Annotated in this window: 12 protein-coding genes and 1 pseudogene; 5 read left to right on the top strand and 8 right to left on the bottom strand. The window is 64.0% G+C overall.

Annotation, left to right across the window (positions count from 1 at the left end):
• The first annotated feature begins 151 nt into the window (after window positions 1-151).
• Window positions 152-1,540, top strand: coding sequence for a flavin monoamine oxidase family protein (locus QH290_RS08950; RefSeq protein ID WP_280382520.1), 1,389 nt, complete (start codon window positions 152-154; stop codon window positions 1,538-1,540).
• Window positions 1,541-1,683: 143 nt separating this feature from the next.
• Here the strand turns inward: QH290_RS08950 and QH290_RS08945 are convergent, their stop codons facing one another.
• From QH290_RS08945 to QH290_RS08920, 6 genes and pseudogenes are all read right to left on the bottom strand, one after another.
• Complete coding sequence (locus tag QH290_RS08945; protein ID WP_280382560.1) at window positions 1,684-2,484, bottom strand: NADP-dependent oxidoreductase; 801 nt, start codon at window positions 2,482-2,484, stop codon at window positions 1,684-1,686.
• Window positions 2,485-2,829: 345 nt separating this feature from the next.
• Window positions 2,830-3,015, bottom strand: coding sequence for a hypothetical protein (locus tag QH290_RS08940; RefSeq protein WP_280382519.1), 186 nt, complete (start codon window positions 3,013-3,015; stop codon window positions 2,830-2,832).
• 47 nt (window positions 3,016-3,062) lie between these two features.
• Window positions 3,063-3,429: pseudogene (locus QH290_RS08935) on the bottom strand (ATP-binding protein); the annotation flags it as partial.
• Window positions 3,426-4,769, bottom strand: a complete 1,344-nt coding sequence (locus QH290_RS08930; protein ID WP_280382518.1) for a Mu transposase domain-containing protein — start codon at window positions 4,767-4,769, stop codon at window positions 3,426-3,428. The gene QH290_RS08930 and the pseudogene QH290_RS08935, both read right to left, overlap by 4 nt.
• A 981-nt stretch (window positions 4,770-5,750) precedes the next feature.
• A complete protein-coding gene (locus QH290_RS08925; protein WP_280382517.1) occupies window positions 5,751-6,353 on the bottom strand; it encodes a hypothetical protein in 603 nt (200 codons plus the stop codon).
• Window positions 6,354-6,399: 46 nt separating this feature from the next.
• Window positions 6,400-6,834: a DUF6463 family protein gene (locus QH290_RS08920; RefSeq protein WP_280382516.1), complete on the bottom strand. Its 435-nt coding sequence runs from the start codon at window positions 6,832-6,834 to the stop codon at window positions 6,400-6,402.
• A 270-nt stretch (window positions 6,835-7,104) separates the two neighbouring features.
• Here QH290_RS08920 and QH290_RS08915 point away from each other — a divergent pair, with 270 nt between their 5' ends.
• Window positions 7,105-7,470, top strand: coding sequence for a nuclear transport factor 2 family protein (locus QH290_RS08915; RefSeq protein ID WP_280382515.1), 366 nt, complete (start codon window positions 7,105-7,107; stop codon window positions 7,468-7,470).
• Window positions 7,471-7,677: 207 nt separating this feature from the next.
• The gene (locus QH290_RS08910; RefSeq protein WP_280382514.1) at window positions 7,678-8,052 is read left to right on the top strand and encodes an Rv1352/Rv1906c domain-containing protein; all 375 of its coding nucleotides are present in this window, start codon (window positions 7,678-7,680) and stop codon (window positions 8,050-8,052) included.
• 115 nt (window positions 8,053-8,167) lie between these two features.
• Here QH290_RS08910 and QH290_RS08905 read toward each other — a convergent pair whose 3' ends face one another.
• On the bottom strand, window positions 8,168-9,346 hold the full coding sequence (locus QH290_RS08905) for a histidinol-phosphate transaminase (RefSeq protein ID WP_280382513.1): 1,179 nt from the start codon (window positions 9,344-9,346) through the stop codon (window positions 8,168-8,170).
• Between the two features lie 395 nt (window positions 9,347-9,741).
• On the opposite strand from QH290_RS08905, the gene QH290_RS08900 reads away from it, so the two are divergent.
• Together QH290_RS08900 and QH290_RS08895 are read left to right on the top strand one after the other, a co-directional pair.
• Complete coding sequence (locus tag QH290_RS08900; RefSeq protein ID WP_280382512.1) at window positions 9,742-10,308, top strand: hypothetical protein; 567 nt, start codon at window positions 9,742-9,744, stop codon at window positions 10,306-10,308.
• 52 nt (window positions 10,309-10,360) lie between these two features.
• Window positions 10,361-11,527: an MFS transporter gene (locus QH290_RS08895; RefSeq protein ID WP_280382511.1), complete on the top strand. Its 1,167-nt coding sequence runs from the start codon at window positions 10,361-10,363 to the stop codon at window positions 11,525-11,527.
• 445 nt (window positions 11,528-11,972) lie between these two features.
• On the opposite strand, the gene QH290_RS08890 is transcribed toward QH290_RS08895, so the two are convergent.
• On the bottom strand, window positions 11,973-21,575 hold the full coding sequence (locus tag QH290_RS08890) for an MFS transporter (RefSeq protein ID WP_280382510.1): 9,603 nt from the start codon (window positions 21,573-21,575) through the stop codon (window positions 11,973-11,975).
• Between the last annotated feature and the right edge of the window lie 845 nt (window positions 21,576-22,420).

Genomic DNA, 22,420 nt, shown 5'->3' with positions numbered 1-22,420 from the left:
GGCCGGGCGTATATGGAACGATTAGTATCGAAACCGATAGTTTCGTATTGATGCTGGATTCGGACAGCTCGGATCGGTCGACGTTTCACGTCACCTACGCGCTCGACGACGCAGCCCTACGGAGCGTCCACGTAGAACAAGGGGTTACTCGATGAAGAACGCTCGAATGGCTGATGTGGTCGTGGTGGGAGCCGGTCTCGCTGGCCTTGCGTCCGCGCGTCGGCTGAGCCGGGACGGCCGGGACGTCATCGTCCTCGAGGCCAGGGATCGAGTCGGGGGGCGAACGCTGAACCGATCGATCGGCGATGGCAAGATTGTGGACATAGGGGGACAGTTCGTCGGGCCGGGTCAGGATCGGATCCTCGGGCTGATCAGAGAGCTCGGGTTGGAGACGTTTCCCGTGTGCAGCCGCGGCCAGCACCTGTTCGAGCACCGCGGGTGTGTTCGCCGATTTCGCCGGATGCCATTGGCTCCGTCACCCGGGCTGGCAGAGGGCGCACTGGCTTTGGCGGTTCTCGATGTGATGTCACGATCCGTTTCTGCGGAGTCGCCGTGGTCGGCGAGGAAGGCGAACCGATGGGATTCGATGACCGTCGACTCCTGGATGCGGCGCACTGTCCGCAGCGGTGCTGGGCGCGAAGTCGTTGCGATGCTGTGCCAGGCGGTGTGGGCGGCGGATCCGGGGGAGGTGTCACTGCTACACCTGCTGGCTTACGTGCGCGCGGCCGGCGGAATGTATCGCCTGCTCGGGACGGATGGCGGCGCTCAGGAGCGGAGGGTCGTCGGCGGTTCTCACCGAATCAGCTTGGCAATGGCCGCCGATCTGGGAGAGCGCGTAGTACTGGGAACGCCGGTGCGACGGATCGAACAGACCGAGACAGCGGTCACGGTGGAGTCCGACGCGGTGCAGGTACGAGCCCGGCAGGTGATCGTCGCCATGAATCCCGCGTTGGCCGGGCGGTTGGTGTATTCGCCGAGCCTGCCTGCCGATCGCGATCAGCTGACTCAGCGGACCCCGAACGGCGAGGTTATCAAGTGCTTCGCCATCTATAACACGCCCTTCTGGCGAGCAGCCGGGTTGTCCGGCCGAGCGGCCGGCACGACCGGGCCTGTCAAGGTTGTCTTCGACAATTCGCCGCCGGACGGTGATCCCGGTGTGCTGCTCGCATTTCTCGAGGGTGGCGATGCTCGCCGAATGGCTCGCCTGTCGGCTGCTATGCGACGCGACACTGTATTAACAGCGTTGACTAGGTACTTCGGTCGTGCGGCGGCGCATCCTCGCGACTACATAGAACAGAATTGGTCCGGCGAAGAATGGACGCGTGGTTGCTACGGCGCCTTCTTCCCACCGAATACCTGGACCTCGTACGGGTCTGCGTTGCGCGCTCCAGTCGGTCGGGTGCACTGGGCGGGAGCTGAGTACGCCACAGCGTGGATGGGTTACATGGACGGTGCCGTCCGGTCCGGTGAGCTGGTTGCCGGCGAGGTTATCGAACGACTGTCGGCCGAAGGCTCCACGATGGGCACATTTGTCTCTTGATGCGCGGGCAGGCCGAGAACGGGGCTGGGCTCGACGACTACCAGGTCCGCGACTATCGGGCCTGGTACGCCCACTTCACCGCGTCGATACTCGCGTTGGCCTGATCGAGCTGTCCCGCCTGGTGTCGTGAGGCGGCGGTCAGCTCACCTCGAGGACAATTTGCCCCGCGCGTGGCCTTTCTTGCTGAGCTCCAACGCCGCCGCGGCCTGGGCCAGGGGGAGCACGGTGTCAATCGGGACGGTGAGCTTGTCCGCGTCGGCCAGGTCGGCGAGCGCGGTGAGATCGGGGGAGGAGGGGCGGACCCAGACGAGGTGGCCGCCCTTGTCGCGTACTGTTCCATCGGCGATGGAGGCGATTCGAGTACGGTCCCGCAGGAGTTCCTGGGATATGTCGATCACTCCGCTACCGGCGAAATCGACTGCGGCGACGATACCTTCGGGCGCCAGCGCACGGACCCGGTCGGCCAGGCCGTCGCCGTAGGTGACCGGTTCGGCGCCGAGGGAGCGCAGGAAGTCGTGATTACGCCCGCTGGCAGTGCCGATCACGCGGGCGCCGCGCGCCACCGCGATCTGCACGCCGAGCGACACGACACCACCGGCCGCGGCATGCACCAGCACAGTTTCGCCGGAGGACAGGCCGATCCGCTCGAGCGCCTGATACGCGGTCAAGCCCGCCAACGGCAGCCCGGCGGCCTGCTGCCAGTCCAGCGCGGCCGGCTTGCGGGCGAGTGTGCGTACCGGCGCGGCGACCAGTTCGGCATAGGTGCCATGCTGCACCTCGTCGCGCCGGACGTAGCCTATGACCTCGTCACCGACTTGGTACTCGGGCACGTCCTCGCCGAGCTGTTCGATGACGCCTGCGACGTCCCAGCCCGGAATCAGCGGAAACTGTACATACATCATCGGATCCCAGATATCCGGCGAGCACCTTCCAGTCCACCGGATTGACGCCGGCCGCTGTCACCCGGATCAACACATGTCCGGGGCTACCTTGGGCGTCGGAAGGTCACCGGATACCAGCACGTCGGGATCGCCGTAGACGTCGGCGAGGATTGCTTTCACACGTCGACCCAACACTGCGTTGTTGCTGGTAATTCCCGCGCAAATTCGGTGGCCGAGAACGTCCCGCCCCATCAGCGTCGCGGCCATGGTCTACGAACAGCCGTTGGCGCATGCGCTGGAACTCGAGGGCGTCGCGTTGTTGCGCGCCTTCGCGGGAGCGCGGGCGTGGCTTTCCTGACGAATTTTGGCGGGGGGTTTCCGGGTGAATTCTGGCGGGGTCCGGTGGGGCTACTGGATGTCGGCGCCGAGTAGCACGGCGAAGCGGAGTAGGTCGATTCGGAGGTGGTCGGCGGTGTAGGCGTCGGCGGGCATGAACTGGTCGAAGCTGAGGCGGGTGCTGAGCCAGTCTTGGATGAGCAGGAGCAGTTCGGCGAGTTCGAGGCCGAGGTTGCCGGTATCGTCGGGGCTGGTCATGTCAGTGGGGTTTGGTGGCGGGCTGGGCCTTGGCGGATTTGGTGTGGGCTTTTGCCCGTGCCGGAGTCGCCGATCGGACACAGCGGCAACCCTTTGCGGACCCATTCGCATTTGGCGAGGGTGTGGATCGTGGCGGGGTCGACGTTCGGGTTGATGTCGAAGTCGAAGGCGCGCAACGACTTTCGCGGGGAACCCCGCGGCTTCGATGCGGCGCTCGGAGCGGCAGCGGGCGCGGTCGTCGCACTCGGCCATCAGCAACTCGGCGAGGAACCCGCGGTAGGTCATCTGTTCGCGGGAGGCGCGGTCGGAGACTTCTTCGAACTGGCCGGGCAGTCGCAGCATCCGGCAGGCGGTGTCGATGGCAGCCTCGGCGGCCTGCTCGGTCAGGCCGTGGCGGCGTGGTGTGGTGGTCACGGTGGTCCTCCTGTCTGTCCGGTCGTGCGGGTGTGGTGCGGCAGTTGGTCGTAGGCGTCGACGGTCGGCACCGGGCGGGTGTCCGGCGGCAGTTGCCGAAGCCTCCGCGCGGTCAGCGACGCGACCTCCGGGGCGTCGCCCGGAGGCTCGGCGCCGACACTGCCGGTGCGGTCGGCATCAGCTGTTTTGCGGGCCTCGAGCGCGACCGCGTCCGGTGTGAGTGCTCCGGCGGCCAGGGCGGCGACGAGCCCGGCGACGACGTGTTCGTGGCGCATGTGCCGGTGCAGCAACAGCACTTCGATCAATGCCTTCGTGTCGGCCGCATCGCCGTGGGCTTTGCGGCTGGCCGCCCACCAGGCGTCGTGGACGGGTGTGAATTTCCCTGCGGCTCTTGCTTGTTCGAGCACGGTTGAGCCGGGCAGCGCGCCGGGTTTGCGTAGCAGTCCCTCGAGGTAGTGGTCGAGTTCCAGGCAGGTGCGGCCGCGTCCGGCGGCGCGTTCGTGGCGGGCGATCTCGGTGCGGCCGTCGTAGACGACCAGCTCGGAGGCGGCCAGCAGGACCCGCACCTGACGGCCGACCAACCGCACCGGGATCGAGTATTTATTGCTGCGCACGGTGATCTGGGCGTAGCGTCCACGCGCGGGGTGAACCAGTGCCCGGTCTCCACCGGCTCGTCCGGAAGCGGTTTCAGCAGCGGTCTTTCGGCGGCGACGTGCTCGCCGACGGACCGCGCGGGTGCCGATGCGACGGTTGTCGTCGGCGATATCGAAGGCGTCGATCATCGCGTTCAGCTCACCGATCGACCCAACCTCCGGGACGGGCACCGACCGGTTGCGGCGGAAGAACCCGATATCGCCTTCCACGCCGCCTTTCTCGTGCGCGCCCTCGACGCCGGGTCGGCAATAGGATGCGTCGATGTCGTATGCCGACCGAAACGCCGCCCACCGCGCGGTCTCGACCCGTTGCCGGTCGAATCCGAGCACACTGGCGACCGCGGCCTTGAGGTTGTCGTAGCGGATGCGGCCGGGCACCCCGCCGATCACCGCGAACGCGTGCGCGTGTCCTTCGAAGAACGCCTCCTGTCCGCCGGAGCTCGACGCGCGGTGAACAGCCTTGCCCGAGAACGACCTCCGCATCGAGCACAGAAACCATGTCTCCTGCTCGGCGCGGCGGCGCACCACGATCTCCCCGAAATCGACCTCCGCCTCGGCACCCGGCCGGGGCGACTGCGCGATGAACACCTGCGATGGCGCGCGGTCGGCCTGCACCCGGATCTCCGGTTTGCGGTCACGGATGTAGGCGCGGACGGTGTCGTAGCCGACATACGCGGAGGCGGCCACGCCGACGCGATCGCCCGCTCGCCCGTCCTATGCCCCACGTGATACCTGCGCTCGATCACCATCTTCGGCACCCCCGCCCGAAGATCACGACGGATCGCAGCAAACAGCTCCACCTTCGACAGCTCCGTCATGGGCACGCTCCTCGGGACCGTGCCCGCCATCGTCAACCCACAGGCCGCAGCACCACGCCGAGATTCGTCAGTATCGATCCCGCCGACACGCCGGGTCCGCCAACATCCATCAGCAAACCCCGCCGAGATTCACTCGTGTAGCCAGCGGGCGGGAATTCATCGCGACACGCATCGCCGCGATCCGCTGGTTGCTCGATGACGAGACCCTCGGTCTGGGCGTCGATGTCGCGTATGCGGACACCGTTGAGGGGTACGGGATCTGGGCCGAGACCTTGGGCGAAGACTGCGGGAAACCTGCCCGGGCACGGCGCTCGACGCGGCCGGGTCGCGGAGGTACTGGCCGAGTGCGGGCATCGCGTCGTCGGCGTCGAAAGTCGGCCGAAATGCTGGAGTGCGCCCGAAAGCTGTTGCCGGACGCCGACTTTCGACTCGGTGAACTGCGGGCCCCGCCGGCAGTGGGCCACTCGGTGGACGTGCTGACCTGTCGACGACGCCGACCCAGTCGAGCACCATCTGGACCGAGACGGCGGTGCTGCTGGCCACGCTGTGTGGGACGCCGATCGGACTGTGGGGACCGATCGCGCTCGCGGTGACCTACAGCTACTACGTCCGCCGCTGCCGGGTGCCGGATGCCGCGCTCGCGACGTAATCCCCGCTGTACGAAGGTAGTTCGACGGCGGCGGCCGTGTCAGATACGAGGCCCGGAGGAACCGCCCGCCGCTCGCATCGAGCGCCTGGTCGGTGATCCAATGGTCAGCACTATCACCCTGGCGGAGGACGAGCCGTGTCTCGTAGCAACCGCCAACAGCGTAGACAGCACGAGATCCCGCTGGTTCGTCGTCTGGTCGGGTCATGGCTGGGGGGTCGACCGTTGGCGGCGCCGGATATAGGCGAAGGTCACGGCAGCGAGTAGAGGCCCCCACAGTAACAGCGGGGCGTAGCAGAGGTAATAGAGTCCCGCCTCCCAGCCGCCGGCCTGCGAGGGGAAGTCCGCAGGAATGGGGTCACCTTGCAGTGTGCGGTCCGTGAGCTCGGCGATGAGTGCGGCGGTCCACAAGACTGTCAGCAACCCGGCACCCAATGCTGCCGGAGCAGCCGTCGCCCACGTCGGCACCTTCCTGCCATGCAGTCGCGGAAACCAGCGTGGGAACCACTCTCCCCAGGTGGTAACCAGTCCAACTGCGGTGAATGCCAGCAGTTCCGACAGCACCGAGAGGACGATCACGTACACCTCGCTCGGTAACCAGGACGGGAGATCTCCCTTCTTCGTCGACGCCTCGTCATCGAGGAACGCCACGCCGATGCGCCAGAGACTGGATGGCAGCACGGTGAACGGGACGGCAAATGCGGCAATCCGAGCCCATCGAGGAACGCCCTGCGCCGGATCGTGGATAGCCCTCCACACGGCACGCAGCCGGCCGGTGGGCGGTTGCGATTTCGGCGGAATAGTCATTACATGCTTCTCCGGCAGTGTCGTCGAAACGGATCCGCCAGCGTGGCTACGCGTCCAAGCGGAGTTCACGGCGGTCCCCGGCCACGACCCCTCGCGGCTGGTCCGCTGCCGCCGCTCGATGCGCACCGGCTACGAGCAGGCCAACCGCGATCCAGGCGAGCGGCCAGGGGGCGGGCTCCATGATCACGCCGCATACCAGCGACCAGATTCCGAGCATCCAGGCGAGGAAGAGCGGTGGCACGATGTCTCGTCGGTCCAGCCACACGACGAGCAGGCCGATCATGACGAGCGGTATTCCGAAGCTGCCGGTTGTCAGCCAGAACGTTGCCATGGGCTGACTCATGGGTGTGACACCTTCGTCGAGCTGCCAAAGCTGGCCGTTGAACCATGCGTCGCCCTCGCGCGGCGCCGTCAGGATCAAGCCCGCAACCGTATGCCCGGCTCCCAGGAAGGTGAGGAGGTAACCGCCCCATCTGATCATTTCGAGTCCTTCTATATTATGGAACTACTAGTTCCGGTACAGCTGGTTTCGGATCATAGAGTCACTTGGAGCGGGGTGCAACACCCGTGTCGATTCGGATGGCTGCCGGGTCGAACGCCTCCATTGGGTCGATGAGTGGCGACTCGGCGGGTGCTATACGACATACTCTATGTTCATTGACATAGGACCTGGATTCCCGCAGACTACGGCCGTGAACGCTGACGTGTCATGTTGCGTCAGGCCACAGCTGATACGAATGGAGAGGCAGTTATGAACAGCGCGAACAAGCTGGTCGAGGGCTACATCGCGGCATGGAACGAGACCGAGCCTGCCGCTCGGTCGGCGCTGGTTGCCGAGGTGTTCAGCGAGGACGCCGAGTACATCGACCCCATGTCCTCGTTGCGCGGCCGGGCGGGCATCGATGCAGGAATCGCTGGCGTCCAAAGTCAGTTCCCCGGACTGGAATTCAGTCTCGGCGGCGAGGTGGATGCTCATCACGACATCGCTCGCTTCACCTGGCATCTCGGCGAGAGGGGCGCCGATCCGCTCGTTATCGGGTTCGACGTAGCCGTCATCGAGGACGGCCGGATAGCACGGGTGTTCGGTTTCCTCGACAAGGTGCCGGGCGGCGCGTGACGTTGGGGCGGGGCGGGACCTTCGAGGTCCCGCCCTGGTCGAACGACTTACCGGGCGCCCGGCGATCGATCGCCGCTGCGCTCGACCCCTGTACCCAGAGACAAACCACTGAGACACGGTTCCGGCTCGTCAACGTGGCGCACTGGGGAGGGATTGGCGTCAACGGCTAATTCTCTACCGCTTATTTCACGAAGGATCACCTGCACTATGAAGCTGTCCACCCGGACCACAGGGCTCGGTATCGCAACCGCCGCTGTAATGTTCGTCTTTATGGGTTCAGTCGCGATCGCATCGGCCGCCACGGTGATGGATCATGACGGTGTCTACGCCATCCCCGCCGATATAATGCCGGGTCAGTACCGGACCAACGCAGCGACGCCCGAATGCTCGTATGCGGCCTATGACGCTGAGGGTAACGTCCTGTTCTCCGGCGGCGGGGAAGGCTACAGGGGTCAAAAGCAAGTCGGCATCTTGGACAACGCAGCGAGCTTCTCGACCACCGGTTGTGGTATCTGGAACAAGGTGGAGAGCGGCCGACTGCCGACCGGGCCCAGCACTGGATCGTCTGGCCTGGGCTCCTGAGCGATGCCCGCTATGCAGTAGGAAGTCGGCTCGCCCCCGCATCGCTCTGCTCCGGGGGCGAACGACTGCCGCGTTGGCAACCGACAAGGTACTCACGCGGAACAACGTGCAGGAGTCAGACTCCTGCCGCCCTGAGAGTTTCACTCACCTCGAGGAAGCGGGCGTTGTCTTCCGGCGTGCCGATCGTAACGCGCAGATGATGCGGTGTTCCGACGTCCCGAATCAGTACTCCGTGGTCGAGGTAGCGTCGCCAGGCACGCGGCGCGTCGGCGAAACGGCCGAAGAGCAGGAAATTCGCGTGGCTGTCGAATACCTCGAAATCGAGCTGACGCAATGTTTTCGAGACCTGGCTTCGCTCTGCGGTGACTATCGAGACGAGGGTGAGGGATTGATCTGCGTGTCGCAGTGCAGCGCGCGCGGCGGACTGGGTGATCGTAGATAGGTGATACGGCAAGCGCGCCAACCGCATTGCGTCGATCACCGGGGGCGCGGCGACCAGGTAGCCGAGTCTTCCGCCGGCGAAGCCGAAGGCCTTGCTGAGCGTCCTGGTCACGATAACTCGCATGGGAAACCGGTTGATCAAACCGATGGCACTCGGTGTGGTGGAGTATTCCCCGTACGCTTCGTCTATCACGACGATTCCCGGTGCCGCGTGCAGAATGCGTTCGAGTTCGAGGGTTCCGAGTCTGTGTCCAGTCGGGCTGTGTGGATTGGTGACGATGACGACGCCTGGGTGATGTTCGGCAATCATTGCCACGGCGTGATCCATGTCGAGTGAAAAGTCCTCTGCGCGTTGGATTTCCATCCATTCGGAACCGAGTCCTTCGGCGATGATTCGGTACATCGAATAGGAGGGCGCGAAGCTCAGCACGCGACGTCCGGGCCCGCCGAAGACGTGAAGTATGTGCTGCAGCACCTCATTGGAGCCGTTGGCGGCCCACACGTTGGAGGTATGCACGGCCAATCCGGTGCGCTGTGTCAGGTAGGTCGCGAGATCGTTACGCAGCGCTACGGCCTCTCGGTCGGGGTAGCGGTGCAGATCGGCTGCGACTTCCCGGATCGACTCGGCGATGTCGTGGATCAATGCCGGCGCCGGGGGAAACGGACTCTCGTTGGTGTTCAACCGCACCGGTATCGCCAGCTGCGGGGCATCGTAGGATCGCTGGTTGCGCAGGCTATCTCGTATCGGCAGCTCGCGTGGCGTGGCGCCCGAACCCAGCGGTGTTCCGGGCGGGGACACAATTTTGCGGTTCTGCCGAGCCGGGCAGGGGCTTGGGCTTCGTCTCGCTGTCATGCCGGCTCCCCTCATCTCGCGATGTGCGGGTTAACACTTATTATGTTGTTCAACATAGAACAAGCTCGACTGCAAGGCAACATTCGCTATGTTGATTGACATAGGCTCTGGTGTTACGCAGACTACTGGTCATGAGGACTGATGCTTCAGATCGCACCACGCGCTCGGCACCTGACCGGCAGGGATGGCTATGCCTGCCGGGAGGTTCGACACAGCGCGCGACCGTGTTTACGAGGCCGCCGTCCAGGAACGATGGGAATCGTCAGTAGGCGCGGCCTGGCCGTGCGCTGCCACCCGCCGGTGTCGACCGTCGGCTACACCGTCCCGGATTTGGTATTGGTGAGCGCGGCTGCCGTTGATGCGTCGGGTGACGCGGTCTCAACTTGGAGCCGTCTATGAACGTCGATGCACTCGATCACGGCTGTGTGTACTGGGCCGCGGAGCCGCCTCTGCCCAGCAGCCGCGAACTGATGGTTGCCATGGCGGGTGATGTCCCCGCGGCGCATCCGGCGACCCAGATACTGCGAGCAGGGTTTCTGCTGGCCACGATCGAGGATTGGATGAATGCCTCAGCCGTTGTCACCGAACAGGGCGACGAGGGCGGGGATCTACTCTGGCGGCTCGGCATATTCGATGTCAACGATCTGGTACGCGATCGGCTTATCGACGTTATCAATCATGCCGCTGCGCAGGCCGACGTCGGGCCCGCTGTCGATGCGGTCGCCCGCGCGTGGTGGGAATACCGGCGTGCTGTCCGCTACAGACGGGTGTCGTCGCTCGATGCTGGCCTGTATCGGCGGGCCCTCGACGAACTTACCGCGGCCCGCGTCCGCTACACCGCCCTGCGTCGGCGTACTCATCGGAAAGCTTCGGAACCCCCCGGACACTCCGAACCTGCGGTCGATGAAATCGGCGAAAAGGATTGTCGTGGTTATTCATTCGCGCCGGAGCGCCGGAGTTGACATCTAGATCGGGCCGCAAAACGCGGTCGGAGAGGGAATCGTGCCTGGGTGGTTGATCGTATTGGCATTGGCGGCATTGGTCTTCTACACCGATGACTACGTGATCGCTGGCGTGCTACCGGAGATCGCCGGCGATCTCGACGTGGGGGTCGGTGTGGCCGGACAGCTGGTGACCGTGTTTTCGCTGACGGTGGCGGTGGCGGCGCCGGTGGCCGCTATCGTGCTGTCGAGACGACAGCCGCGGAGTGTCCTCGCCGCCGCCACAGGTGTATTCGCCGGTGCCAATCTCGTCGCGGCCGTCACGCCCTCATTCTCCGTGTTGATCTGTGCGCGGGTGCTGGCCGCGCTCGCCGCAGCAGCCGCTACGCCATCGATTTTCGCACTGGCTGCACGACTGTCGCCGCCGGAGAGGCTGGGCCGGTACCTCGCAATCGTGACGTTCGGAGTCACCGGCTCCATTGCCGTGGGTGTGCCGCTCGGCACGTGGTTGAGCGCAATCGGTGGTTGGCGTGCGACGTTCGGAGCTATGGCGGTCGGCGGTGCGCTGGTCCTGCTCGGGTTCCTGACGCAGCTGCCCAGCCGCGCGGAACTCGGTGCGGTGCAGCCGGTCTCGGCTCAGATGCGTGTTCTTGCCTCGCCGCGCGTATCGGTTGGTCTGGCCGCCAATATCGTGCTCATGTTCGGCTCGATGATGCTTCTGACCTATCTGTCTTCTTTCGTCGATGAGGTATCCGCTGCCACCATCGGTGTGCGCGGGGTGGTATTTGCGGTGTCCGGTGTTGCCGGAATGGCCGGTATCTGGGCAGGCGGGCACGCCGTCGACCGGTGGGGTCCGGACCGGGCCCTGGCCACCGGAGTTCTCGTGTTCGTCGTCACGATGCTGGCATTCGCCGGCATGTGGGTCCTCCGCCCGGTGCCCGTCGCGGTGCTGTATCCGCTCGTGATGCTGTGGTGCGGCGCAGCGTTCTGGAACTCGCCCGCTACCCAGGCCCGCCTGCACCTGCTCGCCGGTGAGACCGCGACCCAGGCGCTGGCGCTCAATACTTCCGGAACCTATATCGGTGTCGCGGTCGGCGGTGTGGTCGGTGGCGTAATAGTCGGCACCGTCGGGCCGGGCTTGCTGCCAATTGCCGCAGTCGGCGCCGGGGTAGGAACGCTGTTGCTGTTCCACCTGGCCGCCCGGCTCGCGCCTGTGCACTACGAAACAACGCCGGGCTGAGGGGTCGCGACGAGGAGCGGGCCCTGTATCATCTCTTATGATTTCGATCACAGTGCGCCGGAGCTTCTTCGCCGACACTCATTCCGTCGTCTATCGAACAACTCCGGCATCTACACTGTGATCTTCGGAACTCTGTCTGAAACGTTCCGTCGAAGCCCGGTTTGTCCGGCGCGATCGTTTAGACCGGATCTCATGCCGCTGACTTCACCATCTTCCTGTGGCCGGTCAGTGCTGCAGCGAGAGCCTTTTGACCATACTTGCCCTCATCATGGACGAGGTCCCGCGAGCGGAGAGCGTGCGGACGGTGACGGTCGCGGCACTCTTACGCAAGCCGCTTCCTTCTACGGTCACCTCCTGCCTTTGCGGAACGGCGCATCAGGCCGCTGCTCGGTGGCGAAGCGGTCCTGGTCGAGGGCGCTGGCGTTGCAAACTGGGTGAGTTGCACTTATTCAGTTGATGTTCCCTGTATTTTGTGCGGATGCTTCGAGTGAAGTAGCTTGGGTTTTGATTTATCCACAGGGATGAGACTGCCGTTCCTGGTTGCGAAGCGGGCGATGAAGGCCTTTTTTATGGTTCGGTCCGGACGTTGCCATTTGTTTCCTTGGTCGTCGCCATCAAAGTTGCGCAGGCGGTGCGCATCGAATACGAAGACATTATCCTCGACGTTTGTGAGGAGGAGACCGTGTGCATTTTTACCGTCGTCCAGAACGAGGACCGCGGTGTCGGCAGCGTCTTTTTTGGCGCGTATTTCTTCGGCTATTGTGGCGATGTCGCCGGCGCCCTTGATTTTTATTGGCCGAAGCTGAGCACCGATGGTGGTTTCGAGCATCCGCCAGTTGTCGTCCGCGTCCCATCTCGAGTCAGTATCGTCCGGATCGGGTTGGGCGCCGTCGTTCAACGCTTGGAATGCGCGGGCCACATCAATGGCGCAGTTGGCGATGGTCGAGGACGGTGATGGGTCGAGAATTGGTGGGTGGTAAGCCTTGAACAAATCGCCGCGGCTGATGTCGCCCACCACATACAATCCGGTGTCTACGCGGTCGTCAGGGTGCTCCGTAAATACTTCACCGAGAGCGGCGTAAATTATTCCCGTTACGTTGCCTGTAGAGTGGAGATAGTCGGCCGTCAGCAGGGCAGCTCGGTCGCCGGTATGACAGGCAGCGAGCACGTGATCGGCCGCTGGGTCCCTTCGTAGAGCACGTTTGGAATCCTTGTTCGCCTCGAGCATTCGACCGCATTCGCGTCCACTCAATTCAACTTCGACCCAATCCTCCTCGGTCTTCGTTCCGCGATTTATGTTCACTATGAAATAATCCCCGTCTTCTGTTCCGTGGAGAAAGAAGAAGTTGGGCAGTCGTCCTGACTTGCGGACGTTTGCTGCCCACAAAGCATCATCCGGTGACGACACTTCGGTACTAGAGGAGTAGAGTCGTACCGGAAAGATTTCGGTATCGGCCAGCCTGCTTTCTTGGGCCGCCCACTGGATATCCCGGTTCTCGGATTCACGGCAGAAGGTAACTCCATTCCGGATGCCATCGGCGTCGGTCAGGGGTCTGCTCCAGACATCCGAGGAACGGAACATGATCGGCTGGCCCTGGTAGGTGCCCGTCAGCCAGACCTCGGGTGTTCCATCGTTCGCCGCGGGGTGGATGACAGTTCCGGACTGCGGCCGCACGGGATTCTCCCTGAACCAGGTGGCACCGCCTACGCCCGGCGACATTTCACCGAGGCCGGCGTATCCCGGTCCGCCCGCACCCGGGCGGGTGTATTTGGGTCGAGGGAGGGGAGAGTCGAAGACGTCCGCGGCAGGGTTGAGCGCATCGAGCAAGTCCAGGGACGGCATAGAACGGTCGATGTGGCCTTGGCCTTGACTCCACGGAGTTCGACCGGAAGCCGTACCACCGGACCGTACAGGCTGCAATGAAGTGTTGGCCTCTGCGGGCCCAAATGTGTCTGGGTCTGTCTCCATCACGGTGCCTTTTGCGGCGGAGTCGCCTCCGTCGGACAGGCCAGGTCTCGCCCCGAGGTTCGGCGCTATGCGGTCGCGGAGGCTGGCTGCGAGCGCCCGTGCCAGGACGCGACCTTCGGCGCTAACCATGCCGAGCAGGTATCGATCGACGACGCCTAGGACGTAGTTGTCGACTGATCGGCTCCCGATCAGCGAGTAGAGGCGCGCGGCAAGGTACCTAGTACGGAGATACGCCGTTGATTCGGGGTCGAGAGAGCGGCACCCGGGGAAGTGCAGCGCTGACCACAGATCGTTTTTGAGATGCTGGTCCCAAAGGTCGTATTCCGCCGGTGTGAGCACTTCCCGCATCCGGGCGCGGTCGCCGTCCAGCATCGGCCTGCCTTGTAGGTACGACATGGTCCCAGTTGCGATCGACAGAAGTTGGGGCAACTCGTCGAGCGAGGTAGCACGTACAAAGCGTCGCATCGGACTGACCCTGTTGGCTATATCTCGGCTGCTCGGCTGTTCCGGCTCATCCAGCGCCATGGACCGGAACTTCCACACGGTGATCGTCTTGTCGCCTTGTATTCGCTTCTCCTGCTTGAAAAACAGTGGACCGGAATCGGAAATACCCACCAGCTGTTCTGATTTGAGCCCGGCTGTGACAGCAAGTGCGATCGTAAGATAAATAGGGGCGCGTCGAAGAATTCGTTTCAGCTCGAAAATGTCCTTGTCGGTCAACTCTATATTTCGCAGCTCGGCGAAGTTGCCAGTGAGAATCGTACGAAACCAGTCGTGGCGATTACTGGCCCAGTCCGCCCCGAACGGCTCATGGGACGTGGGGAGGGGCATAGCGTCGAGATAGGCAAAGGGTCGGTTGCCGTTGGCATCACGAACGGCGCTCAGTTCGGAGATGATTTGCTCGATTTCGGTTGCTGCTTCCGGCGGGAAGGTACTGGAAAGCGCACGAATACGAACGCGTCGCCGCTGGTCTGGATCAGAGAGCTGCCCAGGGTTTCGGCGACGTGTGTGCGTCGTCCGATGTTCGGCACGAGTGGCTTCGGCACCGCGGCCTGCCGTGATCAGGCCAATGTTGTTCAGCGACTCGGTCGGGATGAGGTTCTCGCGGTCCGCGAAAGAGTCGTAGGCAGTATGGGCGCGCAGCGGATTGCGGAGCTCAGGCGTATCGGGTGATTCCGTCGTGACACGAACCGCTCCCCATGCCTCGTTGGCGGGGTCGACGCCCAGGCCACGGTTGAGGAATCGGCCACGCCGGTCGGGGGTCTCGGCCCCGAGCCAGGCGATGGGATCGTGGGTTGCCGTCAGGACATAGACGTTCTCGGTGCCGATTCCGAACTCGGCTGCGTGGGTGATCGGCCCTGCTCCGGGCGAGGCAGTAAGGACCACCTGGTCGATCTCGCGAGCCAACCTGCCATGCTGTCCGGCGTAGCAGATGGTCGTCGTACCGTAGCTGTGGCCGAGAAGCGTATGCAGTCGCGGCAGTGAAGTTTCCTGATACTCGGCGAGCGCTGTGCGAGTGGCGTTGTAGGACGCGATGTCTCGCGCCACCACATAGCCGCCGACCTCGGCGAACCTGTGGTAGGCGGGGTCGAAGGGTAGGATCGGCGAGGTGCCCATGACCAGTTTGGTCGGGTGTTCGTAGCCGATGTCGATGACGGCAGCCACGATCTCGTCGGGTGCGTATCGGGATGTCACTTCGTACTGGGCTTCTGCGAAGTTGTATCGGTGCAGCAGCTTCCGCAGCGTGGTTCCGAAGCCGCCGACGTGGCGGGTTACGTTAGCTGCCCTGTCGGCGTCACCGATCGAGACGGCGATACGGCCTTGGCCGTTGTACTTCTGGGCGTCATAAGAGAGGAGTTGGACTGGTGGTGAGCCGAACTTCTGCACACGACGTTGTATCTCGGTGAGATGATTCCTAGCGGTCGCGAGGTTGAGACGGTGCGCCCTTTCCTCGGCGTTGAGCTTGCGGTGCTGTGCGATATTTTCGAGGTTCGCGAGTTGTCGTGATATCGATCTGCGGTTCGCGTTGTCGCGGTCGGCGTAGGGGATGCCGTCGGTGTTGCCGATCAGCGCGGGGTATACGGCGATCATTCCCATCTGCTCGTCATCGGCCAACGAGAACCACCATTGTGCGTTTTGTTGAACACGGTTTCTTGCAGCGACCACTGCGTTGGCGGGTGGAATGCGGTCGACAAGTGACTGCGGTATTGCGTTTGCCCCGAATTGATTGCGCAATTTTGCGACCGCACTCGCCGCGCATTTCCTGTCCTGTTGGGTCAGTGGTGGATCAGGTAGAAGCGCGATTGCCGAATTGACGTCACGGTTCGTCTTTCCTGGGTCGGGATTTTCTCTGAACCAGGTGGCGCCGCCTACTCCTGGCGACATGTCGCCGAGTCCGGCGAAGCCCGGTCCGCCGATGCCCGGCCGGTTGGATTTGCGTCGGGGAAGCGGAATGTCGAGAGCGTCTGAGATATCAGGGGGTTCGCCGACAGGTGGTATTGCGCGATCGGCGCTCCACGGTGTCCGCAGGCCTCGGGCCGGTTGATCGGATCGACGGTCCCCCCACGGTGTGAGTGTTGAGGATGCGGTGCTATTGGTCGACAGTGCGCCGGCCTCGGGGAAGGCACCGCCAAGTTGGGAAGGCTCCGGTGTGGCTGTGCGACGGTTGCCGTTGTCCGGCGGGAGTTCACCGAGCAATGCGTCGATCGTCTCGATCACCCTGGCTGGGTTGGACGTTCCGCCGGCACCGGCACGGGCGCTGGCTTCTTTACCAGTTCCTTGCCCTCCCTCGATGTCTCGTCCTGTGCGCAGCGGTACCGCGATCCAGGTGGTGGTGAACCCGCCCCACGACTCGGTGCCCGCTCTACTCGCCCGGCCCGGACCGACCAGGTCCTGTACCTGCCATTCGTGCGTCATACCTGCGGAACTCGACGACCTGTGAACAGCAGCTATGACACGGAGCTCCAGTCCTTCCGGTCCCATGGCGATGGCGCCGGTCAGCAGCACATCCCTGTCCGATCGGGCTTCGGCAGCTGTCGAGGTTCGCTCAGCGGAAGATGCCACGGGGCGCAGGAGGCTTTCCAGTAGTTGCAGGATCAGGCGTTCTGCATTGCGCCGGGTCTTCTGTGGGCCGAGGTGATCAGGGGCCGTGCTGAATATGCGTTCGACCAGAGTGGCGGCCTGGCGGTTCCTTCCTCGCTTGTGCAGGCCTGCAGCAAGTAGCAGTTCTGCTCGTTGCTCGCCGGATCGCCGCGCGGGGTCCGCCAAGCGTTGGGAGCCGCGCCGCGAGGCCGACGGGCGACCCGCCAGAGGCGGGAAGATCTCGGTTCCATCGAACAGGGGATCTGCCCAGGGCGATCCCGTGCCGCGCTCCCAATGCCAGCGGGCCAACCACCGATTGTCGTAGAAATGCTCGGTGGCTGTGCAGTTCGGCCCAGGATCGCCATATTGCTCGAACAGTTCGACGAGCGAGACGGTGTTTTGGTGGCGCGGATCGGTCGCCGTGATGTGCAGACCTCGGTGCTGCGGCCTGCCGGATACCCGAACCGCCATCGCCCAAGCAGGCTCGCCTGCCCAGCGTTGGAACTCCGATACTTGTGATAGCACCACGGCTCTGGCGGCATCGACATGACGAGCTGTCGACCACCCGCTGCGCAACATCTCACGATGAGCCCTACGCCAAGCATCAGCGGCAACCGGGTCGGCGTCGACCTCGACCGAGGCCGTGTCCTGACCTGTAGGCCGAAACACTGCCCCCCATTGGCGCTCGGTAGCCTCATCTCCCTCCGTGAAGTCAAGCGTCACCAAACCGGCCCGCGACAATCGCACCTCACACCTCGCGGCAGGACTCATGACCTCGGGCGACAGCTCCTTCGCAATTTGCATGGCGATCCCTACGTCACCAGGCGCAAGGCCGTGCTGGCCGAGAAGGTTACGGACCCTGTTGGTGAGTGCTGTAACGGATTTCGGGAGCGGGGTCACGCCGAAGGCTTCGGAAATCGGGAGTTGATCGTCGTGAGCTTGCCCCGCGGGTTCGCGGGTGGGAACGCTGACCGAATCGTCGAACAGGTGGAAGTCGAGCACGACACGTTGGTGCGCGGGCCCTCCGTGTAGCTGTTCCGGCCAGGACAACACTTGCCACGCACTTGTTCGGAGTTCGAGGGTTTGCGTCAGTTCGGGTGATGGTCCGGGAATTCCATCGTGGGCGACGGTCACCCGCAGACCCTCGTGGCTATCGACACGGACTGTTATGTCCGAACTGACTGAACGCCCGAGCATATGGCTCAGTGCGGCGTGCACCGCGTCGGTCGCCGCGACGCGCGCAGTGACCGGCCACCCAGGCACTATCTCATCGATCGCGATCCCGATGCGGCTGTCCGCAGCGGGATCCGTTGTGGGCAGCGTCAGTTCCACTGATTCGGCCGCAGCGGCACTTAGGTCATCAATTTCAGGCTCGGTGGGATCGGCCTGGTGTATATCTGCCGGCGGCAGGCCGGCGGCCGTGACAGTCAAGCGGATACGCGCGGGCTCGATCTCGGAATTGGTGAGCTCGACATCGGAGGGCAATCCCGAGAGGAAGGCCAGCAGGCTTTCACCATGGGCTCGCAGATACTGGGGCATGCGGCCTGCTGTCGATTCGCCGACAGCCCGACCGTACTGCTCGAATACCCGGGTGTCCCTCGAGGCCAGTGCGGCAACCAGTTCCGCAGCGCCGCGGCGGTCGTCCGCGAGCACCGCCCGCACGGTGTAGCCGTCGGCGACGGGCTCGAGATCGTATCGATCGGCGTAGTCCGCGACCAGGTTCAACCGCGCGACGTTGGTGCCGTACACACGCATATCGAACGCGAGCGCAGCGCCATCACCGGTCGTCAAGGCGGTCAACACCAGCACACCCTCAGCGTGAGAGTTGTTCGTCACGGCGCTGCCCAGTTCGTCTGCCATCAGCTCTGCGATGCCGAGGAGTTCGGGTGACCAGCTCTGATGTAACGAGCTGTCGTCGCGGTCCACCAGGCTGTGGACCAGACCGGAGGCCTGGTTTGCTATCGCAGCCCGGTCCGCATCGGCGTCGATGACCAGGGAGCGCAACTCGACCTCGGCCACAGGGTGGCGTTCGGGCGATGGTGGGATCGGGTCCGCTGAGCTTGCCGCCGGATTCTCCCTGAACCAAGTGGCGCCGCCGATCCCCGGGGCCATATCGCCGAGTCCGGCATAGCCCGGTCCGCCGGCGGCAGGGCGAGGGGATTTGCGGCGAGGGAGGGGAAGGTCGAAGACATCCGGGTCGGGGTCGAAGTCGTCGAGCAGGCTGGGGAGTCGTGCTGCAGGGATTCCGGCGGGCTGACGGGTTTGCCGAGCAGCTGAAGGCGTCGCTGGTAGTGAACAAGCCTGAACGGGTGCGGGTTCGCGCTCAGATCGTCCAAACCACCCACGGCCTCGCTTGATGATGCGGAGAGAGACGCGGCCCTTTCTGACAAGATGGAGAGCGCCGTAACCGGCCGCTGTGACCGCCGCTACGGTCGCTGCTAGCGCGGCAACAGCGTCGCCACCGTGCGTACCTGCCACGGCGCCGCCGGCCAGGAGGCCGACAGTGGGCCCGGTTCCCAAGAACAGTCCTCTTACCGATCCCACGCGACCTTGAAGTTCCTCGGGCACGGTTTGCTGCTGATACGTCGCGGCCCGAGTATTTACACCGGCCGTCACCATCATTTCCACAAAGGATGTGGCTGCTATTAAGGAAGGGTCGGCGGTTGCCGCCTGGATCGCGTGACTCCCCGCGATACTGGTGAGTCCGGCAGCGAATAGACCGCTTATCGGAATCGGGATCGGAATCCGATCGATTAGCTTCGGCATCAATAAGCCGCCGAGTACCCCGCCAACTGCGGGTGCGGCGAGCACGGCACCATCGGCCCAGACGGACATGTCGGCATCAGCCAGAACGGTGGTGGTGCGAAACGTCATCATGGCCCAGGCGGCGTTGGTTATCGTAGCGGCGACGGTATGTTCGCTGAGGAATTGATTCTGCCGCAGTGCTCGCCAGCCTTCATGAATTGCCTTGAGGGGTTTACGATCGATTTTGCTGGATTGGCTGGTCGAATTCGGATGACTTCGGGCAGGAAAAGGAAATCTTCGCACATTCGCAAGTTGCCCGAGAAAAGAAAGAGTGTTCAGGCCTGCAGGCGCCGCGGGTACGGCGCTGGCTAGGCCTGCCAGCGAGTTGCCAGTCACCTGAGCCGCAGACCGGGTGCTGGTCAACAATCCATTTCCAGCGTCTTGCTCAGCGCTGGTGAGGAGCTTCCTGGCTGCTGTATAGAAGGTCCGGGTATAGAAGGTGGCTGCGGTGGCCTCGACCAAGGCCGCCGCCGTCAGACCGACTGCAAGATCTGGCGCGTCGAAGATGATCAGGCCGGTGGCGGTGGCTGCGGCCGCTCCGCCGCCCCCCAGCGCAGAAACCATAACTTTCTTCTGGTCCCAGAAGTCGGCAACGTAGCCGGCGAACAGCTCGAAGGACCTTGGAATCCATAGGGCTGCACCTGCCATAGCCGCGGCTGTGGGTGATTCTCCCGCGTTCAGCAGAATGAGTGGTATCGCGGTCGACGCGGCGCTGGAGCCGATCTGACTGAAGGCATCGCCGCCCGGTAGCTTCGCGTCTCCGAACAACAGCGTAACGAATGGCTTGTTGACCACGTGCAGTTCGCGGACCGAGACCTTCCCTTTTTCAGAGGTGTCTTCGACAGGTTTGGCTCTATTTCGAACCCATTGCAGGAAACCGCTCTTCGGCAACGTCTCGTCAGGTTTCCGCCTGCGGCGAGGAAAGCCGCCCCCGGAAGCCTCCACGCGCGCATAGCTTGTCAGCAATGCGCGCCGATTAGCAGGCGAGAGTCGCCGATTCAGCGGGTTGCCGTGCTCGTCGAAGGGATTCTCGGGTATTCCGAATGGCCCGTCGAAGCCTGGGCGGGTGGGCGCCGATCGATCCGACGCAGCATTCGGAATCGATGGCGAGGGATCCGGATCGGAGCTGGGGTGGCCGTCGGCGGCGGTGGCCGGTCCCGTGGTGGGAGGTGAGACTCTGTATACGACCCTGATCACTTTTCCTGGGTCTCGTTTCAGAATGCCGAGCCATTCGGCGTCCTCGAGGACTATCCGTGCGCCGCGGCCGTGGTTTCCCTCGGCACGGTCACCCAGGCTGTTCGGGTCGGATCGTTCGGCCTCCAGGTCGTCGAGGGTGAACAGGGCAAGTAGGTCTTCCTCACTGCTGACCTTGGGTTTCTTCAGATTCCATGTCGGAAGTTCGGCGCTGCTGTCTTCGAAGTCCACTACCAGCCTGTCGTTTAACAGCCACCCTGCTATATCGACGCCGCCTGCGTATTTGCAGGCATTGGTAGCCAACTCCGATACGGCTGTCCGTACACTCCAAACCTCGTCCTCGCTGAGTCGCGCAGTGCGTCGGAGCTTGTCGGCGATGGCGTTCTTCAGCTCACCGAGACGCTCGATCTCCCGCTCCTGCAGGGTGATTCGGAACAGTGGAGGTGATTCCACCGTGGTGGGGTTTTGCGCCTGAGCGGATGCGAAGTACCAGAGCCGCCGACTTCGGCGGCCGTCGCCGTACATCCTGCAGTCCCACGATGCCAGGGGAGTCTTTTCGATCAGGTCCGTGATCTGCCCTGCTTCGGTTCGGGTGACCTGCCCCGTACGTTCGTCCGGTTCGTCGCGCTGTGGTACGGCACGGCTCCTATCGACGACCTCGACTGATATCCACCGTGACGCCCCTTGCCCCGCATACTGCACCCGAGTCGCAGCACAGCTGCTTGCCGTGCGCAGCAATCTAGTTGTCACTGCTTCGGCGGCACCGAGATGGTGCTCCACGGGCCAATCGGCGAACGCTTGACGGAGGTTGACCAGTGCCTGGTTCAGCTGCTTCTTCTTGCCCCGTCGCTGCGCACGAGTGCCGAGCTCGAGTGCCTTCTCGTCGCGCCGGCAGGGTTCGAGGTCCTCTTGGACGATTGGACGGTTCGAGGGTGGAGGGGAAGGCGGCACTCCTCGGTTGTCGCGTCGGTTGGCTCCTCCGTAGTTGGGTGACTGCATCGTCGGCGTCGGGAGGACAGGGTCTTGTTGTGTCGGATTCTGTTTCGGGGTGGCCAGTTCGGTTTGGGGGATCCGGTCGACAACGGGGATGCCGTTGTCGTCGAAGGTATATGCGAGGGTGTCAGGGTGGAGCTGGGGCGGAAGCGGAGGCCGCGGTGCGCCGGGAGATTTTGGTTCGGGCGCGGTGGGGTAGCGGGCCTGTGCCGGGGCCTCCTGCGGGGCTTTCTCGAATGTGGTCAGCCCGGTGTCGGGTGATGCTTCGTGGCGGGGGAGCGGCGCCGTGTCGGGTATCGGCCCGGGACGGCCCGGGGTGCGGTCCGTCCTGTTGCGGGAGTCTTCCGGGTCGGCTCCGAGCGGTGGGCGGTACGTCGAGGGTGATACATCCGTTCCCGCCGGGAGTACCGGGTTCTCAGGGGCGGGTGTAATCGGTATGGCGCTGGGAGGCGGGCTGTCCGGCACCTTTGGGGCGCCAGGGAACACGATGTCGGTTCCGCGAGGGTTTCGGAACTCCTCCGGTTCGTCCTGGGTCCTCGGGTGCTCGGGCGCGCGATGCGGGTCCGGGACAGAGATCGGGACGCGGGGTATCGCGTCGGCAGGAAGGTCCTCCGGACGTACGCGGGGAAACTCCGGAGGACGAACACGGAACCCGTCGGTGTCCGGCGGCTCCGGCAACACTACCGAGTCGGTTGCTGTCGAATTCGTATGTGCGGCAGCCGTTCCGATGGCAGAGGGAGTCGTCGTTCGAGGCAACCCCCGGTCTCCGGGGGGTGTGCTCGCCTCTGGCGTGGTGCGCGGCACGGGTGCTGGCTGCCCGTCGTGCGGTGGACCCGAAGGCGTGGTGTTCG

The organism is Nocardia wallacei (assembly GCF_029869545.1).
GTDB lineage: Bacteria > Actinomycetota > Actinomycetes > Mycobacteriales > Mycobacteriaceae > Nocardia > Nocardia wallacei_A.
This window is presented reverse-complemented; position numbering and strand designations above follow the sequence as displayed.

Coding starts and splice junctions, on each gene's coding strand:
- QH290_RS08950 (WP_280382520.1), top strand. CDS start 152: ATGAAGAACGCTCGAATGGCTGATGTGGTCGTGGTGGGAGCCGGTCTC.
- QH290_RS08940 (WP_280382519.1), bottom strand. CDS start 3,015: ATGACCAGCCCCGACGATACCGGCAACCTCGGCCTCGAACTCGCCGAA.
- QH290_RS08925 (WP_280382517.1), bottom strand. CDS start 6,353: ATGACTATTCCGCCGAAATCGCAACCGCCCACCGGCCGGCTGCGTGCC.
- QH290_RS08920 (WP_280382516.1), bottom strand. CDS start 6,834: ATGATCAGATGGGGCGGTTACCTCCTCACCTTCCTGGGAGCCGGGCAT.
- QH290_RS08915 (WP_280382515.1), top strand. CDS start 7,105: ATGAACAGCGCGAACAAGCTGGTCGAGGGCTACATCGCGGCATGGAAC.
- QH290_RS08910 (WP_280382514.1), top strand. CDS start 7,678: ATGAAGCTGTCCACCCGGACCACAGGGCTCGGTATCGCAACCGCCGCT.
- QH290_RS08905 (WP_280382513.1), bottom strand. CDS start 9,346: ATGACAGCGAGACGAAGCCCAAGCCCCTGCCCGGCTCGGCAGAACCGC.
- QH290_RS08900 (WP_280382512.1), top strand. CDS start 9,742: ATGAACGTCGATGCACTCGATCACGGCTGTGTGTACTGGGCCGCGGAG.
- QH290_RS08890 (WP_280382510.1), bottom strand. CDS start 21,575: ATGCAGTCACCCAACTACGGAGGAGCCAACCGACGCGACAACCGAGGA.